This is a genomic window from Novosphingobium lindaniclasticum LE124, from assembly GCF_000445125.1.
GTDB lineage: Bacteria > Pseudomonadota > Alphaproteobacteria > Sphingomonadales > Sphingomonadaceae > Novosphingobium > Novosphingobium lindaniclasticum.
The window spans coordinates 20,069-37,866 of the sequence record NZ_ATHL01000072.1 but is presented as its reverse complement, the minus strand read 5'-3'; the positions used below and the strand labels follow the sequence as shown (position 1 = coordinate 37,866).

The following is a 17,798-nucleotide window of genomic DNA, read 5'->3' as shown; positions in this document are numbered from 1 at the left end:
GAGCGGCACCGCGCCGCCGGTCGCGCGGCGGAAGTCGCGCAGGCGCTGCTGGGCGAGGTCGCGCAAGGGCGCACCGGAGAGCCCCCCCGTCTCGCCGCGATGGGCAGAGTGCAGGGCCGGGCGAGAGATCGTGGTGTTCGAGACGATCAGCGCGCCAAGGCGCTTCTCGATGGCGATGCGGGCGATGGCGTCGATATCGGCAGGCTCGAGGTCAGGCGCGACCTTGAGGAAGACCGGCGGGCCGCCCGCGCCGCAGACTTCCGCGCGGGCCTCCAGCACCGCGTCCAGAAGCTCGGTCAGAGCCGATTCGTCCTGGAGCGCGCGCAGGCCCGGCGTATTCGGGCTGGAGATGTTCACCGCCAGATAAGTCGCCAGCGGGGCCATCAGGCGCGCCATGGTCGCATAGTCCGCGATGCGGTCGGCGGCGTCCTTGTTGGCGCCGATGTTGATGCCGACCACGCCGGGGCGATCCTTGCGCGCCGTCAATCCCTGCAAGGCGACCTGGGCGCCCTTGTTGTTGAAGCCCATGCGGTTGATCACCGCGCGGTCCTCCACCAGCCGGAACAGGCGCGGCTGCGGATTGCCGGCCTGCGGCAGCGGCGTGATCGAGCCGACCTCGGCAAAGCCGAAGCCAAGACCCAGCAGGGCGTCGGGAACCTCGCCGTCCTTGTCGAATCCGGCGGCCATGCCCACGGGGTTGGGGAAGGTGATCCCCGCCACTTGCGTCGCGAGCGAAGCCGGGAATGCCGGAGCGCGGCTGGAACCCGCAAGCTTGAGGGCTTTCAGCGCAAGGCCGTGAGCCGATTCGGCGTCCAGGCGAAACAGGGCGGGTCTGATCAGGGAGTAAAGCACGAAGCCGCGCATAACCGCGCAAGGGCTGTTGCTCAAATGCTTCTTATAGCGAGACGGTGCCGGAAAATTGGTTTCCCAGCGTCACCCAGGGACCACGCGTGTCGCAATTATACAATAAAATGGTCCTGCCCGCGCATACAGGAGAGTTGCGACCCGAAGGGCTCGTAGCGGGATGCGCACGAGTTCTTTATCACCTTAAGGCGGTTCCCGATCCTGATCGGGGCCGCCTTTTTTCTCGTGCCCAGCCGCAGCCGCAGCGATTCCCGCCCCAATAAGAGGCACTTGCTCCTGCAACAGCGCTTTGATCCGGAAAACCGGTGCGAAAACGCCATTGAAACCGGAGGGGTCCTGCACTAGGTGGCACAAAATCGGAAAGATTTGATCCACTTTACGCAAGAACGCCGAAAGCCGCAGATATGCGCCTGTCCAGCATGGCCGACTACGCCGTCGTCATCATGTCCGCCGCGACTCGGCATTCGGGCACTTGCGCGCATCACCCGCAGGATTCGCGGATGAGCCGTATCTCGGCCGCGCAGCTTGCGGAAGAAACCGGCCTTCCCGCGCCTACGGTGCAGAAGCTGGTGAGCAAGCTGACCGCCGCGGGGTTGCTGCAATCAACCCGAGGCGTGGGCGGAGGGCTGAAGCTGGCCCGCGCCCCTGAAACGATTTCGATTGCGGATATCGTAGAGGCAGTGGAAGGGCCGATCGCGCTCACCGCCTGCCTCGAACAGGGCAAGCACGAATGTACGCTGGAAGGCGGATGCAGCGTGCGCCCGCACTGGCCGCAGGTGAACGCGGCCCTGCGCGGCGCATTGGCCCAAGTGGTCCTGACCCAGCTCGTCGAGGAAGTATGAATGACTGACGAAACCTCCCCCGAGGGCACCATCGAAGTGCGCGAAGTCCATCGGGACGATTTGCGTGAAGGCGAAGTGCGCGACGTCGAACTGCGCGATCAGGCCGCGCGCGAAGCTGCGGCCCGGGTGGCCGACTACGAGCACGGCTGGGTCGCCGACATCGAGCAGGAATACGGCCCCAAGGGCCTGTCCGAAGAGACTATCCGCTTCATCTCGGCCAAGAAGGACGAGCCCGAGTGGATGCTCGAATGGCGCCTGAAGGCCTATGCCAAGTGGCTGGAGATGACTCCGCCCGACTGGGCCAAGCTGAACGTGCCGCCGATCGACTACCAGGACGCCTACTACTGGGCCGCGCCCAAGAAGAAGCCGTCGCTGTCCAGCCTGGACGAAGTCGATCCCGAAATCCTCAAGGTCTACGAGAAGCTGGGCATTCCGCTGGAGGAGCAAAAAGTGCTCGCCGGCGTCGAAGGCGCGCGCAAGGTCGCCGTGGACGCGGTGTTCGATTCGGTTTCCGTCGCCACCACCTTCCGCAAGGAGCTGGAGCAGGCGGGCGTGATCTTCCGCTCGATCTCCGAAGCGATCCGCGAGTACCCCGAGCTGGTGAAGAAGTGGCTGGGCCGCGTCGTTCCGGTGCAGGACAACTACTTCGCAGCGCTGAACTGCGCGGTCTTCTCCGACGGCACCTTCGTCTACATCCCCGAAGGCGTGCGCTGTCCCATGGAGCTGAGCACCTATTTCCGCATCAATGCGGAAAACACCGGCCAGTTCGAACGCACCCTGATCGTTGCCGACAAGGGTGCCTACGTCTCCTACCTCGAAGGCTGCACCGCGCCGATGCGCGACGAGAACCAGCTCCATGCCGCCGTGGTCGAACTGGTCGCGCTGGAAGATGCCGAGATCAAGTATTCCACCGTGCAGAACTGGTACCCCGGCAATGCCGAGGGCAAGGGCGGCATCTACAACTTCGTGACCAAGCGCGGCCTGTGCCAGGGCGCCCGCTCCAAGATCTCGTGGACGCAGGTGGAAACCGGCTCGGCCATCACCTGGAAGTACCCCAGCTGCGTCCTCAACGGCGAGGATTCGGTGGGCGAGTTCTACTCGGTGGCGGTCACCAACAACTACCAGCAGGCCGATACCGGCACCAAGATGATCCACAACGGCAAGGGCAGCCGCTCGACGATCATCTCCAAGGGCATCTCGGCCGGCAAGAGCAACAACACTTATCGCGGCCTCGTCCGCGTGGCCGCCAATGCCGAAGGCGTGCGCAACTTCACCCAGTGCGATTCGCTGCTGCTGGGCAAGGAATGCGGCGCCCACACCGTGCCTTATATCGAAGTGCGCAACCCCAGCGCCCAGATCGAGCACGAGGCGACCACCAGCAAGATCAGCGACGACCAGCTGTTCTACGCCATGCAACGCGGGCTCGACACCGAACAGGCGGTGGCGCTGATCGTCAACGGCTTCGCCAAGGAAGTGCTCCAGCAACTGCCGATGGAGTTCGCCGTCGAAGCGCAGAAGCTGCTGGGCATCTCGCTGGAAGGCAGCGTGGGGTGATGACGCAGGCCCCCATCCCAACCCCTCCCCTGAAGGGGAGGGGCTTGTCCAGTCGCGAAACCAGCGTGCGCACCAACTCCCCTCCCCTTCAGGGGAGGGGCCGGCGGTGGGGGCTCTCCGCCACCCGCAACGGCGAGATCGCGCACTTCGCCCGTGAAATGCGCAATGAGTCGACCGAGCCGGAAAAGCGCCTCTGGCGCGCACTTTCTCGCTCGCAACTCGGCGGATTTAAGTTTCGCCGACAGGCGCCGGTCGGCCCGTTCATCGCTGACTTCCTGTGCCCGCAAAAGGCGCTGATCGTGGAAGTCGACGGCGAAACCCATGACGCCGAGAGCGACCGCAAGCGCGATACAGCGCTTGCCCGAATGGGCTTCACCGCCATTCACGTCACCAACACCGAGGTGATGCGCAACCTCGACGGGGTTCTGACCTTCATCCTGGGTGCCTTGCACGCGGCACCGGATCGTTGGGAGAGCCCCCACCCCAACCCCTTCCCTGAAGGGGAGGGGCTTTCAGGTATCTCTTTCGTTCAAGGACTTCATACATGACCGCCGCTCGCAAGACCCTCGGCATCAGCAGGGACGCCGCGCCGAAGGCCGACGCCAAGGCCAGCTTCAACGTGACCGGCGCGCGCCTCGACACGCTCAAGGAACGCGCCAAGGAACAGCGCCGCAATCCCAGCGAGGCGCAGAAGGCGCTCTGGGCGGAACTGAGCGGCTCGAAGCTGGGCGGCGTGAAGTTCATTCGCCAGTCGGTGGTCGGTTCGACCATCGTGGACTTCGCCTGCCCCTCGCGCTGGATCGTGGTCCAGCTCAGCCCGGAAGACTCGAACCCGGACGTGAACGAATTGCAGGACCGCAAGCTCATCGAAGTGGGCATTCGCGTGCTGCGCTTCTCCGAGGATGAAGTGCTCGGTCGCATCGAGGGCGTCGTGCGCGAGATCACCACCGAACTCAACGTGCCGTTCGACAAGCGCTCCGCGCGCCGGAAGGCCGGTGCCACTGCCGCACCTCGTTTCGACGAGGGCGCCGAAGGATGACCATGCTCAAGATCGATAACCTCCAGGCCAATGTCGCCGAAAAGCCGATTCTCAAGGGTCTCTCGCTGACGATCAATCCCGGCGAGATCCACGCGATCATGGGGCCGAACGGCGCGGGCAAGTCGACGCTGGGCTACACGCTCGGAGGCCGTCCGGGCTATGAGGTGACCGGCGGCTCGGTCGATTTCCTGGGTCAGGATCTGCTCGAACTGGAACCGCACGAACGCGCTGCCGCCGGGCTGTTCCTGGGCTTTCAGTACCCGGTCGAGATTCCCGGCGTGTCCTTCGTCCAGTTCCTGCGTGAGGCAGCCAATGCCCAGCGCAAGGGCCGGGGCGAGGAAGCGCTGTCGGGCGGCGAGTTCCTGAAGCTGGCGCGCGAAAAGGCGGGCCTGCTGCGCATGGACATGGACATGCTGAAGCGCCCGGTGAACGTCGGCTTCTCCGGCGGTGAGAAGAAGCGCGCCGAGATGGTGCAGATGGGCATCCTCGATCCCAAGCTGGCGATCCTCGACGAAACCGACTCCGGGCTGGACATCGACGCGCTGCGGATCTGCGGCGAAGGCATCAATGCGATCATGCGCGCGCCCGACAAGGCGGTGCTGCTGATCACCCACTACCAGCGCCTGCTGGACTACGTGAAGCCGGACTTCGTCCACGTCCTTGCGGCAGGCCGCATCGTCAAGACGGGCGGGCCGGAGCTTGCGCTGCGACTTGAGGAAGAAGGCTACGAAGCCGTCGTGCAAGAGACCGCCGCATGAGCGAAGTCGCTGCTCTCCCGACGCGGAAGCACGAAGACTTCCGCTATTCCGATATCGACGCGCTGGCCGGCGTCTGGCCGATTGCGCGCGAGGAGATCGTCGTGGCCGATGGCGGTGAGGAATCTCTCCAGATCGTCGAGGACGGCGCCGAAGCGGTGGCGCGCCATCTGGTGATCTCGCTGGGCAAGGGTGCGAAGTTCGACCTTCGCGTGCTTTCGGCAGGGCCGGTCTACGGGCGTATCGCTGTGGATGTGCGGCTGGCCGAAGGCGCGGACTTCACGCTGGGCGCCGCGCAGCTGGCCACCGGCAGCGAGACGTTGGAAGTGGTCACCGAAGTCACTCACGCGGGGCTTAACGCCACATCCCACCAGATCGTGCGCAGTGCGCTGGCGGGGCATTCGGTCGGCACCTACCTCGGCCGCATCGCGGTAGAGCGCGGCGCGGACGGAACCGATGCCGAGCAGTCGGTCCGTGCCATGCTGCTGGACCGCACGGCCACCGCAAATGCCCGGCCCGAGCTGGAAATCTACGCGGATGACGTCAAGGCAGCGCATGGCTGCGCAGTCGGCGAACTGGACGCCAACGGCCTGTTCTACCTGATGAGCCGTGGCCTTACGCCGCCCGAGGCCAAGCGGCTGATGCTGCAGGCCTTCATCGCCGAAGCCTTCACCGGCGCCCCCGGCGAAGCGGAACTGAGCGAGGCCGCCATCGCCCGGCTGGAGCAGATCCTGTGAGCCAGACCCCTGTGAGCGAAACCAGCGAAACTGGCGAAACCGGTGACGTCCTGGCGGTGAAGGCCCAGTTTCCCGGCCTGTCCGGCAACTGGCACTATCTCGACACCGCTGCCACGGCGCAGAAGCCGCAGGCGGTGATCGACGCCACCGTAGATGCCCTGGGGCGCGACTATGCGACCGTGCATCGCGGGGTTTATGCTCGCTCGGCGGACATGACGCTGGCCTTCGAAGCCGCGCGCCGCAAGGTCGCCGCGTTCCTTGGCGGGCAAGAGGACGAGGTCGTCTTCACGCGCGGGGCTACCGAGGCGATCAACCTCGTGGCGCAGACCTGGGGCGTCGAGAACCTCAAGGCGGGCGACCGCATCCTGCTCTCGACGCTGGAGCACCACTCCAACATCGTTCCCTGGCAGATCCTGCGCGAACGGACGGGCGTGGAGATCGACGTCTGCCCGCTGACCGCGGACGGCCGGATCGACCTCGAAGCCGCCGAGCGCATCCTGACCCCGGCGCACAAGCTGATGGCTTTCGCGCATGTCTCAAACGTGCTCGGTTCGGTGCTTCACGTGGAACATGCCGCGCGCCTTGCCCATGCGGTTGGCGCAAAGCTGTTGATCGACGGTTGCCAGGCCGCGCCCCGCATCGCGCTCGACATGAAGGCGATGCAGGCGGACTTCTACGTTTTCTCCGCGCACAAGCTCTACGGCCCGACCGGGATCGGCGCGCTGTGGGCGCGCAAGGAAATCCTCGATTCCATGCCCCCATGGCAGGGCGGCGGCGCGATGATCGACCGCGTCGCGTTCGAGAAAACCACTTACGCCCCCGCTCCGCAGCGCTTCGAAGCCGGCACGCCGATGATCGTCGAGGCCGTTGGCCTGGCGGCCGCGATCGACTGGCTTCAGGCCTACGGACTCGACCGCGCCGAAGCGCACGAACGCAACCTTGCCGGCAAGCTGCGCGAGGAACTGGGCAAGCGCAACGACGTCACCCTGTTCGGCCCGGCGGATTCGGTGGGCATCGTTTCTTTCGCGATGGACGGGGTGCATCCGCACGACCTCGGCACCATATTGGACGAAGAAGACGTCGCGATCCGCGCCGGCCACCACTGCGCGCAGCCGCTGATGGAGCACCTTGGCGTGCCCGCCACGGCGCGTGCCAGCTTCGGCCTCTATAGCGACGACAGCGACATCGAGGCGCTCATGAAGGGTATCGAGCGCACCCGGAGAATTTTTGGATGACTGACGACACTCCCGCTTCCGGCCCGACCTTCACGGTCGAAGAAGTCGATTCGGTAACGCCCGCGCCCCGCGCGCGCGTCGAGGACGTACCCGCTCCGACGGAGCGCAAGCGCGACTATCTCGATGGTTTCCTGGCCGAAAAGCCGCAGGGCATCGACCCGGCCCAGCCCGGTGGCGCGATCTACGACGGCGTGATCGACGCGCTCAAGGAGATCTTCGACCCCGAGATTCCGGTGAACATCTACGATCTCGGCCTGATCTACGGCGTCGAAGTCTCGCCCGAGGCTTCGGTCGCGGTGACGATGACGCTGACCACGCCGCATTGTCCGGTGGCGGAATCGATGCCGGGTGAGGTGGAAATGCGCGTCTCGGCCGTGCCGGGCGTACGCGATGCCGAGGTCAACCTCGTCTGGGATCCGCCGTGGGACATGGCCAAGATGTCGGACGAAGCGAAGCTCGAGCTGGGCATGCTCTGATGGCGACGCTTGCACCCACCCTCACGGTACGTCTGGCGGACTATGCCGATGCCGGCGATGCCGCGCGCGTGGTCGCGCTGCTCGACAGCTATGCGCGCGATCCGATGGGTGGAGGCAAGCCGCTGTCCGAAGACGTGCGGGAACGACTGGTGCCTGAACTAGCCGCGCATCCCGGGGCCTTCTCGCTGCTGGCCTTCGAAGGCGATGACGCTGTCGGTTTGGCCAACTGCATCACCGGCTTCTCGACTTTCGCAGCGCGTCCGCTGGTCAATATCCACGACATGGCCGTGCTGCCGGCGGCACGGGGGCGCGGCGTCGGCCGCGCGCTGATGCTGGCGGTCGAGCAAGAGGCCCGCGCGCGCGGCGCCTGCAAGATCACGCTCGAAGTGCTGAGCGGCAATGCCACCGCCAAGGGCCTTTACGCCTCGCTCGGCTACGGCGACTACGCGCTCGACCCCGAAGCGGGCACAGCGCTGTTCTGGGACAAGAAGCTATGACCACCACTACCGAAGCGAAACCGGCGCGCCAGCGTCCTGCGGCCGTGATCCTCACCGCCAATGCGGAGGCACGAATCGCCAAGCTGATGAGCGAGGCGCCCGAAGGCACGATCGGCGTGCGCCTGTCCACGCCGCGCCGGGGCTGCTCGGGCCTGGCCTATTCGGTGGACTATGTCGCTGAGGAAAAGGCCTTCGACGAGAAGATCGAGACCCCCGGCGGCCTGTTCTACATCGACGGCGCCTCGGTGCTCTATCTGATCGGCAGCACGATGGACTGGGTGGAAGACGACTTCACCGCCGGCTTCGTCTTCGCCAACCCGAACGCCAAAGGCTCCTGCGGCTGCGGCGAGAGCTTCACGGTCTAAGCCACGATCCCCTTCACCCGACACTCTGCGTCATTGCGAGCGTAGCGAAGCGATGACGCAGAGTGTCGGGTGAGCCGATAGCTATTTGCGCAGCGCCGCGATGCAGGCCGCGCGATCCACGTCCTGCCCGTCCGACACCCGCCGAGCATCGATATAGGACGCGCGCGGCTCCTTCGAGGCCGTGGACGGATAAAGATAGACGTCCAGCAGGCAGGCCTTGCCGGTGAACTGCAATTTGCGCGCATCGCCTTCCCAGACGTTGAGGCGCGGCTCCCCGAACATGCGCACGAGCTGGCTTTCGTTCGATCCGATCACCCCTTCCGCGCCCGGAATCGCCTGAAAACTCGGGTCGCGCGCGGTGTGGGTAGGCTGGCGGACATTGGGAATCTGCGTGCCGCGCTTGGGAGGATGCGAGGGCGCGGAGACTCCGCCGCCGGACGTGCTGGCGCATCCGGCGAGCAGCAGGGCCAGCCCGGCAGCGGCCAAGCCACCCCGCAGGCGGACGAACGGATTCATCGGAGCGGCAGTGGTAAGGCCAAGGGGCGCGAGACGGTCGTGAGTCATGATCGCGCCCCGCATCGCCCGGCCTTCGCATGGTGTCAACTCTCGCCGCGCTTGCGAAGCGGCGGCCTGCGCGCTACGCGCGACACAACCTCCAGACAATCCAAGGACTCCTTTTCGCATGGCAGAACCCACCGTGCCGCCCACCTTTGACGTAATTGCCATCGGCAATGCCATCATCGACGTGATCGCCAACTGCAACGACGCGCTGATCGAGGAACTCGGCCTTTCGCGCGGCGGCATGATGCTGATCGACGCCGAGCAGGCCGAAAGCCTCTACGCCGCGATGGGCCCTGCCCGCGAAATCTCGGGCGGTTCCGCCGCCAACACGCTCGCCGGCCTCGCCGCGCTCGGCGCCAAGTGCGCCTTCATCGGTCAGGTCGCCGAGGACCAACTGGGCGAAGTCTTCACTCATGACATCCGCGCCGGCGGCATCGCCTTCGACGTTCCGGCCCGCCCCGGCAATCCGCCGACCGCGCGCTGCCTGATCTTCGTGACGCCGGACGGCCAGCGCACGATGAACACTTTCCTCGGCGCCTCGCACTATCTGCCGGCCGAAGCGCTGGACGAAAGCGCCGTGGCCAATGCCGCCGTGCTCTACCTCGAGGGCTATCTCTGGGATCCCGAGGAACCCCGCGCCGCCATGCGCAAGGCCATCGAGGCCGCCCGCGCCGCCGGTCGCAAGATCGCCTTCACCCCTTCCGAATGCTTCGTGATCGACCGTCACCGCACGGACTTCCTCGACCTGATCGACACCGGCAAGATCGACGTGCTGTTCTGCAACGAGCACGAGATGGCCGCCCTTGTCGGTCATGACGATTTCGAGCAGGGCGTAGCCCAGCTCGCCCCGAAGATCCCCGTCCTGGTCGTCACGCGCGGTGCCGAGGGCGCCGTCGCGATCTCGGGCGGCCAGCGCGCCGAAGTCCGCGCCGAGCCGATCGCGCGCGTCGTCGACACCACCGGCGCGGGCGACCTCTTCGCCGCCGGCTTCCTGTTCGGCCATGTGCGCGGCAAGAGCCTTGAAGAGTGCCTCCAATACGGCGCCATCTGTGCCTGCGAGATCATCTCGCACTACGGCGCCCGTCCGGAAGCCGACCTCAAAGCGCTGATCTCCGAACGCGTCGGCTGAGATCGCTGCATCCGTCATGGATCAGAAAGGGCTCCGTTCTCAGGAACGGAGCCCTTTTTTGCATGTTGTCGTCGCGGACTTGCTCCGGGACCGCTGGCCGTGAACGGCCCAGTTCGCGGCAGGGCGCCTCGTTTGCCGCGAGATCAGAAGGTAGAGGCCGGGTCCACCGGCTGGCCATTCCCTTCCATCGATGATGGAACGGGCGGCGCCTGAACGCCGGGCTGGCCGCTGACCGACTGGAGCCGGGCCAGGCACTCGGCCTTGCGCTGTTCGCGGGCGTCGGAATAGCTCCGCGCCGTTCCGCCGGGCAGCGCACAGTCGCGCTCGGGCCGGATCGCAACCCTGGCGCGGCAGCCCTCCTCGGTGGCGAAGAGGTTGTCCGCGCAGTCGGCCAGAGCCGAGACATCGGCATCGTGCTGGGCCCGGCAACTCGCCGTCCAGCGCTGCTTGTAGGAGAGTTCCGCGAAGTTCAGGCAGTCCTGATACTCCTGCTGCGCCGCTTCCCGGCGGCGCGACTGCTCGGCCCGTTCACGCGCCTGCGCCTTGGCCTGCGCGTCCTCCTGCTTCCGCCGCGCGTCCTGCACCGCCAGTTCGCGGGCCTCCTGCCTTGCGGCCTGTCCCGGCAGGAACAGCCCATAGTAATAGCCCACGCCGGCACCGGCGAGCAGAGCCGCCGCCGCCAGCGAAGCCTTCAGCGCGGTATCGACCTTACTGGCCATGGGCCTTCTCGCGCGCCACTTCGCGCCAACCGATGTCGCGGCGGCAGAAGCCGGTGGGGAAATCGAGCGCATCCACGGCGGCATAGGCCTTCGCCTGCGCCTCGGTGACCGAAGCGCCCCGCGCCGTGACATTGAGCACGCGGCCGCCGCTGGCGACGAGCGCGTTGTCCTTGAGCGCCGTGCCCGCGTGGAAGACCTTCGCGCCCGTGTCCTCGGCCGCCTCGATACCACGAATTGCGCCGCCTTTTTCGGGCGTACCGGGATAGCCGTTCGCCGCCATGACCACGGTGAGAGCGGTGTCGTTGCTGAAGCGCGGCGGCGCGATGGCGGCCAGGCGATTGTCGGCGCAGGCGTGAAGCAGCTCGACCAGATCCGATTCGAGCCGCAGCATCATCACCTGGCACTCGGGATCGCCGAAACGGCAGTTGTATTCGATCAGCTTCGGGCCTTCGCCCGTCAGCATCACGCCCAGGAACAGGACGCCGGAATACGGCGTACCCTCGTTCTCCATCTGGCGCACGGTGGGCGCGATGATGCGTTCCAGCACTTCGGCTTCCAGCGCGGGCGTAAGCACCGGGGCGGGGCTATAGGCGCCCATGCCGCCGGTATTGGGGCCGGTATCGCCGTCGCCCACGCGCTTGTGGTCCTGTGCCGAGGCGAAGGGGACGATGGTGGAACCGTCGGTCAGCGCGAAGAAGCTGGCTTCCTCGCCTTCCATGAACTCCTCGATCACGGCCTCGGCGCCGGCTTCTCCGAAGCGGCCCGAGAAGATCTCGCGCACCGCTTCCTCGGCCTCGGCCATGGTCATGGCCACGGTCACGCCCTTGCCCGCCGCCAGCCCGTCCGCCTTGATCACCACCGGCGCGCCGAACTTGGCCAGCGCAGCCAGGGCATCGGCTTCGGTGGAAACGCGGTCGTAACCGGCGGTGGGGATGCCCGCACGCTCGCAGAGATCCTTGGTGAACCCCTTCGAGCCTTCCAGCTGGGCCGCTGCCTGGCTGGGGCCGAACACCGAAAAGCCTTGTCCGCGCAGGGAATCGGAAAGACCATCGACCAGCGGCGCTTCCGGGCCGACCACCACGAGGCCGACGACATTGGCCTCGCAGAAGGCGATGACTGCCGCATGATCGGTGACATCGAGGTCGATGCAGCTTGCCACTTCGGCAACCCCCGGGTTACCCGGCGCAGCCCAGAGCGTCTCGCAGAGCGGGGATTGCGCCAGCTTCCAGGCCAGCGCATGTTCGCGGCCGCCCGAGCCCAGAAGAAGGATGTTCATTAGCCGTGCCTTTCGATGACGACGAATATGACGATGGTCGTTCGGGTGGGCTGGTAGCGAAGCAAGCGGCCGGCGACAACGCTGCGCCGCTTTCGATCAGCGAGATTTCGAATCTGCTGAAGCGCACCGTAGAGGACCGCTTCGGCTTCGTGCGCCTGCGGGGCGAGCTTTCGGGCGTGAAGCGGGCGGCTTCCGGCCACCTCTACTGCGCGCTCAAGGACGACAAGGCGGTAATCGACGGCGTCATGTGGCGCGGTGGCGCGCAGCGACTCGCGTTCCGGCCCGAGGACGGCGTGGAAGTGATCGCAACCGGCAAGCTGACCACCTATCCGGGCCGCTCGAAGTACCAGGTCGTCATCGAGACGATGGAGATCGCCGGTGAAGGCGCGCTGCTGGCACTGCTCGAAAAGCTGCGCGCGCGCCTTGCGGCCGAGGGTCTTTTCGCGCCCGAGCGCAAGCGCGAACTGCCGTTCCTGCCGCGCGTGATCGGCGTGGTGACCTCGCCCACCGGGGCGGTGATCCGCGACATTCTGCACCGCCTGGCGGATCGCTTCCCCAGCCATGTCCTCGTCTGGCCGGTACTGGTGCAGGGCGAAGGCTCCGCCCAGCAGGTGGCCGATGCGGTGCGCGGCTTCTCGGCGATCCGGCCTGGCGGTCCGGTGCCACGCCCCGATCTGGTGATCGTGGCGCGCGGTGGTGGCTCGATCGAGGACCTGTGGTCCTTCAACGAGGAAGTCGTCGTACGCGCGGTGGCCGATTCGTCGATCCCGGTGATCTCGGCGGTCGGCCACGAGACCGACACCACGCTCTGCGACCATGCCGCCGACTGCCGCGCCCCGACACCCACGGCCGCCGCGGAGATGGCCGTGCCGGTGCGCCTGGAACTGGCCGCAACGCTCGACGAACTGGCTTACCGCAAGCGCCGCTGTGCCCTGCGCCCGGTCACGCTGGGCCGTGAACGGCTGGAAGCACGCGTCCAGCGCCTGCCCAAGCCCGAGGCCATCCTCGCGGCCAAGGCCCAGAAGCTCGACGACCTGTCCGAACGCCTGCGCCGGGGCCTGCGCGACGAGGCGGCCACCAAGCGCGAGCAGCTTGGCCGCACCGCCTCGCGGCTATCGCTGCCGCTGCTGCGCCATCGTGTCGAGCGCTGCGACGAGCGCCTGCTGCGCGTGGGGCTGACGCCGCGCCTGCTGACGCGCCGCTGGACTCTGGCGCGCGACAGTCTCGCTCCGGTTTCGCGGGTGCTGCCGCAACTCGATCCCAAGCGCCCGCTGGAGCGCGGCTATGTGCTGGCCAAGGGACCGGACGGCCGCGCACTCACCCGTCGCGAGGCCGCCGCACGCGAGGCGCTGCTGACGCTCGAATTCCGCGACGGCGAACTCCTGGTGGCGGTGGGCTCCGAAGCCCCTGCTCCCGTCGCTAAAGCCTCCGCACCCGCGCCTGAACCTGCCACCCCCAAGCGTACATCGCGACCGAAGGCGGACGAGCCAAGGCAAGGCGATTTGTTTTGACCGGCGCGCTCTGCTAGGATTTCGTCCATGCTTATGTCTTCTGCCGACCGCCCCGCCAAGCTCGCCTATGGACCCAACGGTTTCCGGGTTCTGAGCGGCGGACCTTTCGTGCTCTGTGCCGTCACCGGCGAGAAGATCGCGCTGGAAGAACTCCGCTACTGGAGCGCCGAACTCCAGGAGCCCTACGCCTCGGCCGAAATCGCGACCAAGCGCCTCACCGGAAAGGCATGACCGTCCGCAAGGTTCTGCCGGCATCGCTGATTCTGAGCGGCGCGATCGTCGTTTCGGTTCTGGCGTGGAGTACCCTCGGGGCGGAGTCGATAGCCCCCGTCGCACCGGCTGCTGCGCCTGGGAGCCTCACTTATGCCGGGGAACTGACCCAAGGGGGCTGGATGCGCGGCAAAGCTCCGGCCGGAACCACTGCGCTGGCATTGAACGGTCAGCCCGTGGCGATCGCGCCGGACGGTTCGTGGTTCGCCGCCTTCGACCGGGATGCCGGTACGATCGCCACCCTCACCGCTACGCTGAAGGGTCGCGGGATCTCGCAGCCCGTGTCGGTTTCACCGCGCGCGTGGCGGATCGAGAACGTCAACATCGCCCGCAAACCCGGCGGGCCGACCGAAGCCTTCATGGCGATCCGGCGACCCGAGCTTGACCGCATAAACGCCGCGCGTGCCTTAAAGACGAACGCGCAGGGTTGGCGCCAGCACTTCATCTGGCCCGCCAAGGGACGGATTTCCGGCCGCTTCGGCTCTCAGCGCATCTATCGCGGTGAGCCGGGCGCCTATCATTCTGGCCTCGACATCGCCACCGGCACCAGCGGTACACCGTTCATGGCGCCAGCCGACGGCGTGGTGGTCCTCGCTGCCGAGAAGCCCTTCACGCTGGAAGGCAATCTGCTGATGCTGGATCACGGCATGGGGCTGAACAGTGCCTTCCTGCACTGCTCGGAAATCCTCGTGAAGCAAGGCGATCACGTCCGGCAGGGGCAGGTCATCGGCAGGATCGGCATGTCCGGACGTGCGACGGGGCCCCATCTGCACTGGTCGATCAAATGGAATGAGGCCCGGCTCGATCCGATTCTCTTCACCGGACCGATGAACTGACGCACGAACTGCGGATCCGTCAGTGCAATTCCGGGTCGTTGCAGCGAAACAGGCTTGCCCGCCCCGCCGGAATGCTTATCCCGCCCTTGTGCGCCGCACCATTGCCCTTCTCGTCCTGCTCGCCCTGCTGCCCCTGACCTGGGGGCGCACGCCGCAGCACCCGAAGTTCAAGCGCTTCGAGCTTTCCTTCAGTCCGCTCCCCTTGCCGCCCGCCGAGCGCGCGAAGCCGCGCCTGGGCGCGTTTCGGCTGGAGGAAGTCTGGCAGGCGCATAGCCGCACCCACGCCTTCGGCTCCTACTCGGCGCTTCTGCTCCGTTCCGGCGGCACGATGCTGGCGATCAGCGATTCGGGCGGCTTCCTGGAGTTCCACGCGCCCGGTCAGTCGCAGGCGGACAGCCGCACGGGCGACCTTCCGCTGTCGAAGGATGCGGACAAGGCCGCGCGGGACGTCGAATCTGCCACGCAGGACGACAAAGGCATGATCTGGCTCGGCCTGGAGGGCCGGAACGCGATCTATCGCATGAATCCCGACTATGAGATCGAGCGTAAGGCCAGTCCCGCGATCATGAGCGATTGGGGCGTGAATTCCGGCCCGGAAGCCCTGACGCGCCTACATGACGGACGTTTCGTTACCCTGCGCGAAGGCTATGTGGGCTGGAGCGACCACCTCCACCAGGCGGCACTGTTCCGCGGAGATCCCACCGAGCACCTCGAGGGACAGGGCTTCACGCTGGATGGGCCGGCCGGCTTCAGCCCCACCGACATGGCGCAATTGCCGGACGGCCGCCTGCTGATCCTGATGCGGCGCCTGATCTGGCCCATGCCGCAACGTTTCGCGGGCAGGATCGTCATCGGCGATCCGGCGAAGATACGTCCCGGCGGCACCTGGGAGGTTACCGAGGTGGCTCGGTTGTCCTCGGACCTGCCGATCGACAACTTCGAGGGAATCGCGATTGCGCCCCGTGCGGACGGTCGCCTGACGGTCTGGCTGATCTCGGACGATAACTATTCGCCGCTCCAGCGCACGATCCTCTGGAAGATGAGCGTCGATCCGGCCGAGTTGCCCTGAGTTGAAGGGACCCTGCCCTAGCGCCGCGCTTGCTACGTCATCCTGAACTTGTTTCAGAATGCATCCTTGGGCATCGACGGCAGCTTGTTCGGCAAAATGGATCTGAAACAAGTTCAGGATGACGCAGCGCTATCAGCGAACTGGACCAAAGGAAGCCAGGCACACGAACAGGCGCGCAAGCCAGCTTGCACGCCTTTCGCGAGACTCTCGTTTCCACGCTCCCAACAGGGAGCGCGAGAAATCAGGCAGCTACGGCCTGGGTCTTCTTCAGCTCGCGCTTCACCTTGAGGGCGCGCGTCGAAAGCTTGGCGTCCGAGGTCTTCAGCAGCCAGTTGTCGAGGCCGCCGTTGTGCTCGACCGAGCGCAGGCCGTGGGTCGAGACGCGGAACTTGAAGCTGCGCTCAAGACCGTCCGACAGCAGCGTGACGTTCTGAAGGTTGGGAAGGAAGACGCGCTTGGTCTTGTTGTTGGCGTGGCTGACGTTGCAGCCGACCTGGCGGCCCTTGCCGGTCAGTTCGCAGATGCGGGACATGTCTCTAACTCTCGCTCGAAAAAATTCTGTGGCCGTAGAAACGGGAAGGCGCGCCCTTAGCGATTCCTTGCGGGAAGGTCAAGTTGCGCACAGCTTTTTGAAGGTCAGATCGTGATCCGTACATGCTGATCGGCTCCCGTTCTGTCTTCTTTGTCTGCCGCATTTTCTCAATCGTCAGGTGATTCCACCTGACTTGAAAATGCTCTAGCGCTTGGTCATGACCCGCTGGCCCTTGCCCGAATACATGCAACTCGCCCTGGCGCAAGCCCGTGAAGCCGCCGATTCCGGCGAAGTGCCCATCGGCGCCGTCGTGGTGAAGGATGGCAAGGTCATCGCCGCTGGCCGCAACGGCCCGCGCAAGCGACACGATCCCACCAGCCATGCCGAAATCGAGGCGATTCGCGCCGCCGCGCTGATTCTCGGCAACGAGCGGCTGGAAGGGTGCGAGCTTTGGGTCACGCTGGAGCCTTGCGCCATGTGCGCCGGCGCGATCGCCCACGCCCGCATCGCCCGCCTCTATTACGCCGCCGCCGATCCCAAGGGCGGCGCGGTGGAACACGGCGCGCGCGTGTTCGAGCACGCCCAGTGCCTGCACAAGCCGGAAGTCTATTCGGGAATGGGCGAATCGGAAGCGGCGGACCTGCTGCGCCGCTTTTTCCGCGAGCGCCGTTAAAGCGGCGTGAAATCCAGGCCGATGTCGGCGGCAGGTGCGCTCTGGGTGAGGCGGCCGACCGAGACGTAAGTCACCCCCGAAGCGGCAATGGCACCGATGGTGGATAGGTTCACCCCGCCCGAGGCCTCGGTCGGCACCCGCCCGGCCACAAGCGCCACGGCCTCACGAAGCATGTCCGGCCCCATGTTGTCGAGCAGCAGATGATGCGCACCGGCGGCGATGGCCGGTTCGATCTGGTCGAGGTGGTCCACCTCGCAGATGATCTGCGCGACGCCCGCCGCCCTGGCCCGCGCGACCGCCGGGCCGACGCCACCCGCCACGAGAACGTGGTTGTCCTTGATCATGGCCGCGTCCCATAGCCCCATGCGGTGGTTGCGGGCGCCGCCCATGCGGGTGGCGTACTTTTCAAGGTGGCGCAGGCCGGGGATGGTCTTGCGGGTGTCGAGCAGGGCCGCGTGGCCCGCCATGGCGTCCACATAGGCGCGGGTCATCGTCGCGATGCCGGAGAGGTGCTGGACGGTGTTGAGGGCGCTGCGCTCGCCGGTCAGCATGGCCCGGGCGTTGCCGGTGAGGCGCATGAGCTTGGCGCCAGGATCGACGCGCGCGCCTTCCTCGACGAGGATCTCGATCTCCATCGCGGGATCCAGCTTGCGGAAGAAGGCTTCTGCGATCGGCAGTCCGGCGACGGTGATCGCATCGCGCGAATCCATCATGCCGGAGAACCGCGCATCGGCCTCGATCACGCTTTCGGAAGTTACGTCACGGCCCCCGCCCGGAAGGCCCATGCCGAGGTCTTCGGCAAGCGTTGCATCGACGAAGGCGGCAAGGTCGAAACCGGGGATCGCGAAAGTGCTCATG

At 66.3% G+C, this 17,798-nt stretch carries 22 protein-coding genes; 16 read left to right on the top strand and 6 right to left on the bottom strand.

Annotated elements, in window-relative coordinates; all coding sequences use genetic code 11:
• A partial coding sequence (locus L284_RS34460) for a quinone-dependent dihydroorotate dehydrogenase (protein ID WP_021233886.1) occupies nucleotides 1-864 on the bottom strand: 864 nt, incomplete at its 3' end.
• A gap of 404 nt (nucleotides 865-1,268) precedes the next feature.
• On the opposite strand from L284_RS34460, the gene L284_RS34455 reads away from it, so the two are divergent.
• From L284_RS34455 to L284_RS34415, 10 genes are read left to right on the top strand one after another with little or no spacing between them, the layout of a single operon-like run.
• Complete coding sequence (locus tag L284_RS34455; RefSeq protein ID WP_021233885.1) at nucleotides 1,269-1,706, top strand: SUF system Fe-S cluster assembly regulator; 438 nt, start codon at nucleotides 1,269-1,271, stop codon at nucleotides 1,704-1,706.
• Entirely contained in the window at nucleotides 1,707-3,260 is a 1,554-nt protein-coding gene (gene sufB / locus L284_RS34450) for a Fe-S cluster assembly protein SufB (protein ID WP_021233884.1), read from the top strand.
• 44 nt (nucleotides 3,261-3,304) lie between these two features.
• Nucleotides 3,305-3,808, top strand: a complete 504-nt coding sequence (locus L284_RS0124105) for an endonuclease domain-containing protein (RefSeq protein WP_235054351.1) — start codon at nucleotides 3,305-3,307, stop codon at nucleotides 3,806-3,808.
• Nucleotides 3,805-4,299: an endonuclease domain-containing protein gene (locus tag L284_RS34445; RefSeq protein ID WP_021233882.1), complete on the top strand. Its 495-nt coding sequence runs from the start codon at nucleotides 3,805-3,807 to the stop codon at nucleotides 4,297-4,299. Before L284_RS0124105 ends, L284_RS34445 begins: the two co-directional genes overlap by 4 nt.
• A gap of 2 nt (nucleotides 4,300-4,301) precedes the next feature.
• Nucleotides 4,302-5,057 carry a Fe-S cluster assembly ATPase SufC gene (gene sufC, locus L284_RS34440; protein WP_031342050.1) on the top strand — a complete coding sequence of 252 codons (756 nt, stop codon included), beginning with the start codon at nucleotides 4,302-4,304 and terminating at the stop codon, nucleotides 5,055-5,057.
• Complete coding sequence (locus L284_RS34435; RefSeq protein WP_021233880.1) at nucleotides 5,054-5,791, top strand: SufD family Fe-S cluster assembly protein; 738 nt, start codon at nucleotides 5,054-5,056, stop codon at nucleotides 5,789-5,791. The genes sufC and L284_RS34435 overlap by 4 nt, the downstream gene beginning before the upstream one ends.
• Before the next feature lie 50 nt (nucleotides 5,792-5,841).
• Nucleotides 5,842-7,026 (top strand): aminotransferase class V-fold PLP-dependent enzyme, encoded by a 1,185-nt coding sequence (locus L284_RS34430; RefSeq protein WP_031342048.1) that lies wholly within the window; start codon nucleotides 5,842-5,844, stop codon nucleotides 7,024-7,026.
• Nucleotides 7,023-7,502, top strand: coding sequence for an SUF system Fe-S cluster assembly protein (locus tag L284_RS34425; RefSeq protein ID WP_021233878.1), 480 nt, complete (start codon nucleotides 7,023-7,025; stop codon nucleotides 7,500-7,502). Before L284_RS34430 ends, L284_RS34425 begins: the two co-directional genes overlap by 4 nt.
• Nucleotides 7,502-7,999, top strand: coding sequence for a GNAT family N-acetyltransferase (locus L284_RS34420; protein WP_021233877.1), 498 nt, complete (start codon nucleotides 7,502-7,504; stop codon nucleotides 7,997-7,999). Before L284_RS34425 ends, L284_RS34420 begins: the two co-directional genes overlap by 1 nt.
• Nucleotides 7,996-8,364 carry a HesB/IscA family protein gene (locus L284_RS34415; RefSeq protein ID WP_021233876.1) on the top strand — a complete coding sequence of 123 codons (369 nt, stop codon included), beginning with the start codon at nucleotides 7,996-7,998 and terminating at the stop codon, nucleotides 8,362-8,364. Before L284_RS34420 ends, L284_RS34415 begins: the two co-directional genes overlap by 4 nt.
• Before the next feature lie 81 nt (nucleotides 8,365-8,445).
• On the opposite strand, the gene L284_RS34410 is transcribed toward L284_RS34415, so the two are convergent.
• Nucleotides 8,446-8,928 carry a hypothetical protein gene (locus L284_RS34410; protein ID WP_235054350.1) on the bottom strand — a complete coding sequence of 161 codons (483 nt, stop codon included), beginning with the start codon at nucleotides 8,926-8,928 and terminating at the stop codon, nucleotides 8,446-8,448.
• Nucleotides 8,929-9,046: 118 nt separating this feature from the next.
• On the opposite strand from L284_RS34410, the gene L284_RS34405 reads away from it, so the two are divergent.
• Nucleotides 9,047-10,054 (top strand): adenosine kinase, encoded by a 1,008-nt coding sequence (locus L284_RS34405; protein ID WP_021233874.1) that lies wholly within the window; start codon nucleotides 9,047-9,049, stop codon nucleotides 10,052-10,054.
• Nucleotides 10,055-10,197: 143 nt separating this feature from the next.
• On the opposite strand, the gene L284_RS34400 is transcribed toward L284_RS34405, so the two are convergent.
• A complete protein-coding gene (locus L284_RS34400) occupies nucleotides 10,198-10,773 on the bottom strand; it encodes a hypothetical protein (RefSeq protein WP_021233873.1) in 576 nt (191 codons plus the stop codon).
• A complete protein-coding gene (gene purD / locus L284_RS34395; protein ID WP_021233872.1) occupies nucleotides 10,763-12,049 on the bottom strand; it encodes a phosphoribosylamine--glycine ligase in 1,287 nt (428 codons plus the stop codon). Before purD ends, L284_RS34400 begins: the two co-directional genes overlap by 11 nt.
• Before the next feature lie 5 nt (nucleotides 12,050-12,054).
• On the opposite strand from purD, the gene xseA reads away from it, so the two are divergent.
• The 4 genes from xseA (at nucleotide 12,055) to L284_RS34375 (ending at nucleotide 15,735) form a co-directional block, all read left to right on the top strand.
• Complete coding sequence (gene xseA, locus L284_RS34390) at nucleotides 12,055-13,560, top strand: exodeoxyribonuclease VII large subunit (RefSeq protein ID WP_021233871.1); 1,506 nt, start codon at nucleotides 12,055-12,057, stop codon at nucleotides 13,558-13,560.
• A 27-nt stretch (nucleotides 13,561-13,587) separates the two neighbouring features.
• A complete protein-coding gene (locus tag L284_RS34385) occupies nucleotides 13,588-13,791 on the top strand; it encodes a DUF2093 domain-containing protein (RefSeq protein ID WP_031342043.1) in 204 nt (67 codons plus the stop codon).
• Nucleotides 13,788-14,666 (top strand): M23 family metallopeptidase, encoded by an 879-nt coding sequence (locus L284_RS34380; RefSeq protein WP_021233869.1) that lies wholly within the window; start codon nucleotides 13,788-13,790, stop codon nucleotides 14,664-14,666. The genes L284_RS34385 and L284_RS34380 overlap by 4 nt, the downstream gene beginning before the upstream one ends.
• A gap of 88 nt (nucleotides 14,667-14,754) precedes the next feature.
• Nucleotides 14,755-15,735, top strand: coding sequence for an esterase-like activity of phytase family protein (locus tag L284_RS34375; protein WP_021233868.1), 981 nt, complete (start codon nucleotides 14,755-14,757; stop codon nucleotides 15,733-15,735).
• 241 nt (nucleotides 15,736-15,976) lie between these two features.
• Here L284_RS34375 and rpmB read toward each other — a convergent pair whose 3' ends face one another.
• Nucleotides 15,977-16,267 carry a 50S ribosomal protein L28 gene (rpmB, locus tag L284_RS34370; RefSeq protein ID WP_021233867.1) on the bottom strand — a complete coding sequence of 97 codons (291 nt, stop codon included), beginning with the start codon at nucleotides 16,265-16,267 and terminating at the stop codon, nucleotides 15,977-15,979.
• Nucleotides 16,268-16,484: 217 nt separating this feature from the next.
• Between rpmB and L284_RS34365 the strand changes: the two genes are divergently transcribed.
• Nucleotides 16,485-16,940 carry a nucleoside deaminase gene (locus L284_RS34365; protein ID WP_021233866.1) on the top strand — a complete coding sequence of 152 codons (456 nt, stop codon included), beginning with the start codon at nucleotides 16,485-16,487 and terminating at the stop codon, nucleotides 16,938-16,940.
• Here L284_RS34365 and nadC read toward each other — a convergent pair.
• The gene (gene nadC, locus L284_RS34360; protein ID WP_021233865.1) at nucleotides 16,937-17,797 is read right to left on the bottom strand and encodes a carboxylating nicotinate-nucleotide diphosphorylase; all 861 of its coding nucleotides are present in this window, start codon (nucleotides 17,795-17,797) and stop codon (nucleotides 16,937-16,939) included. The two genes, L284_RS34365 and nadC, sit on opposite strands and share 4 nt — an antisense overlap.
• Nucleotide 17,798 lies beyond the last annotated feature (1 nt).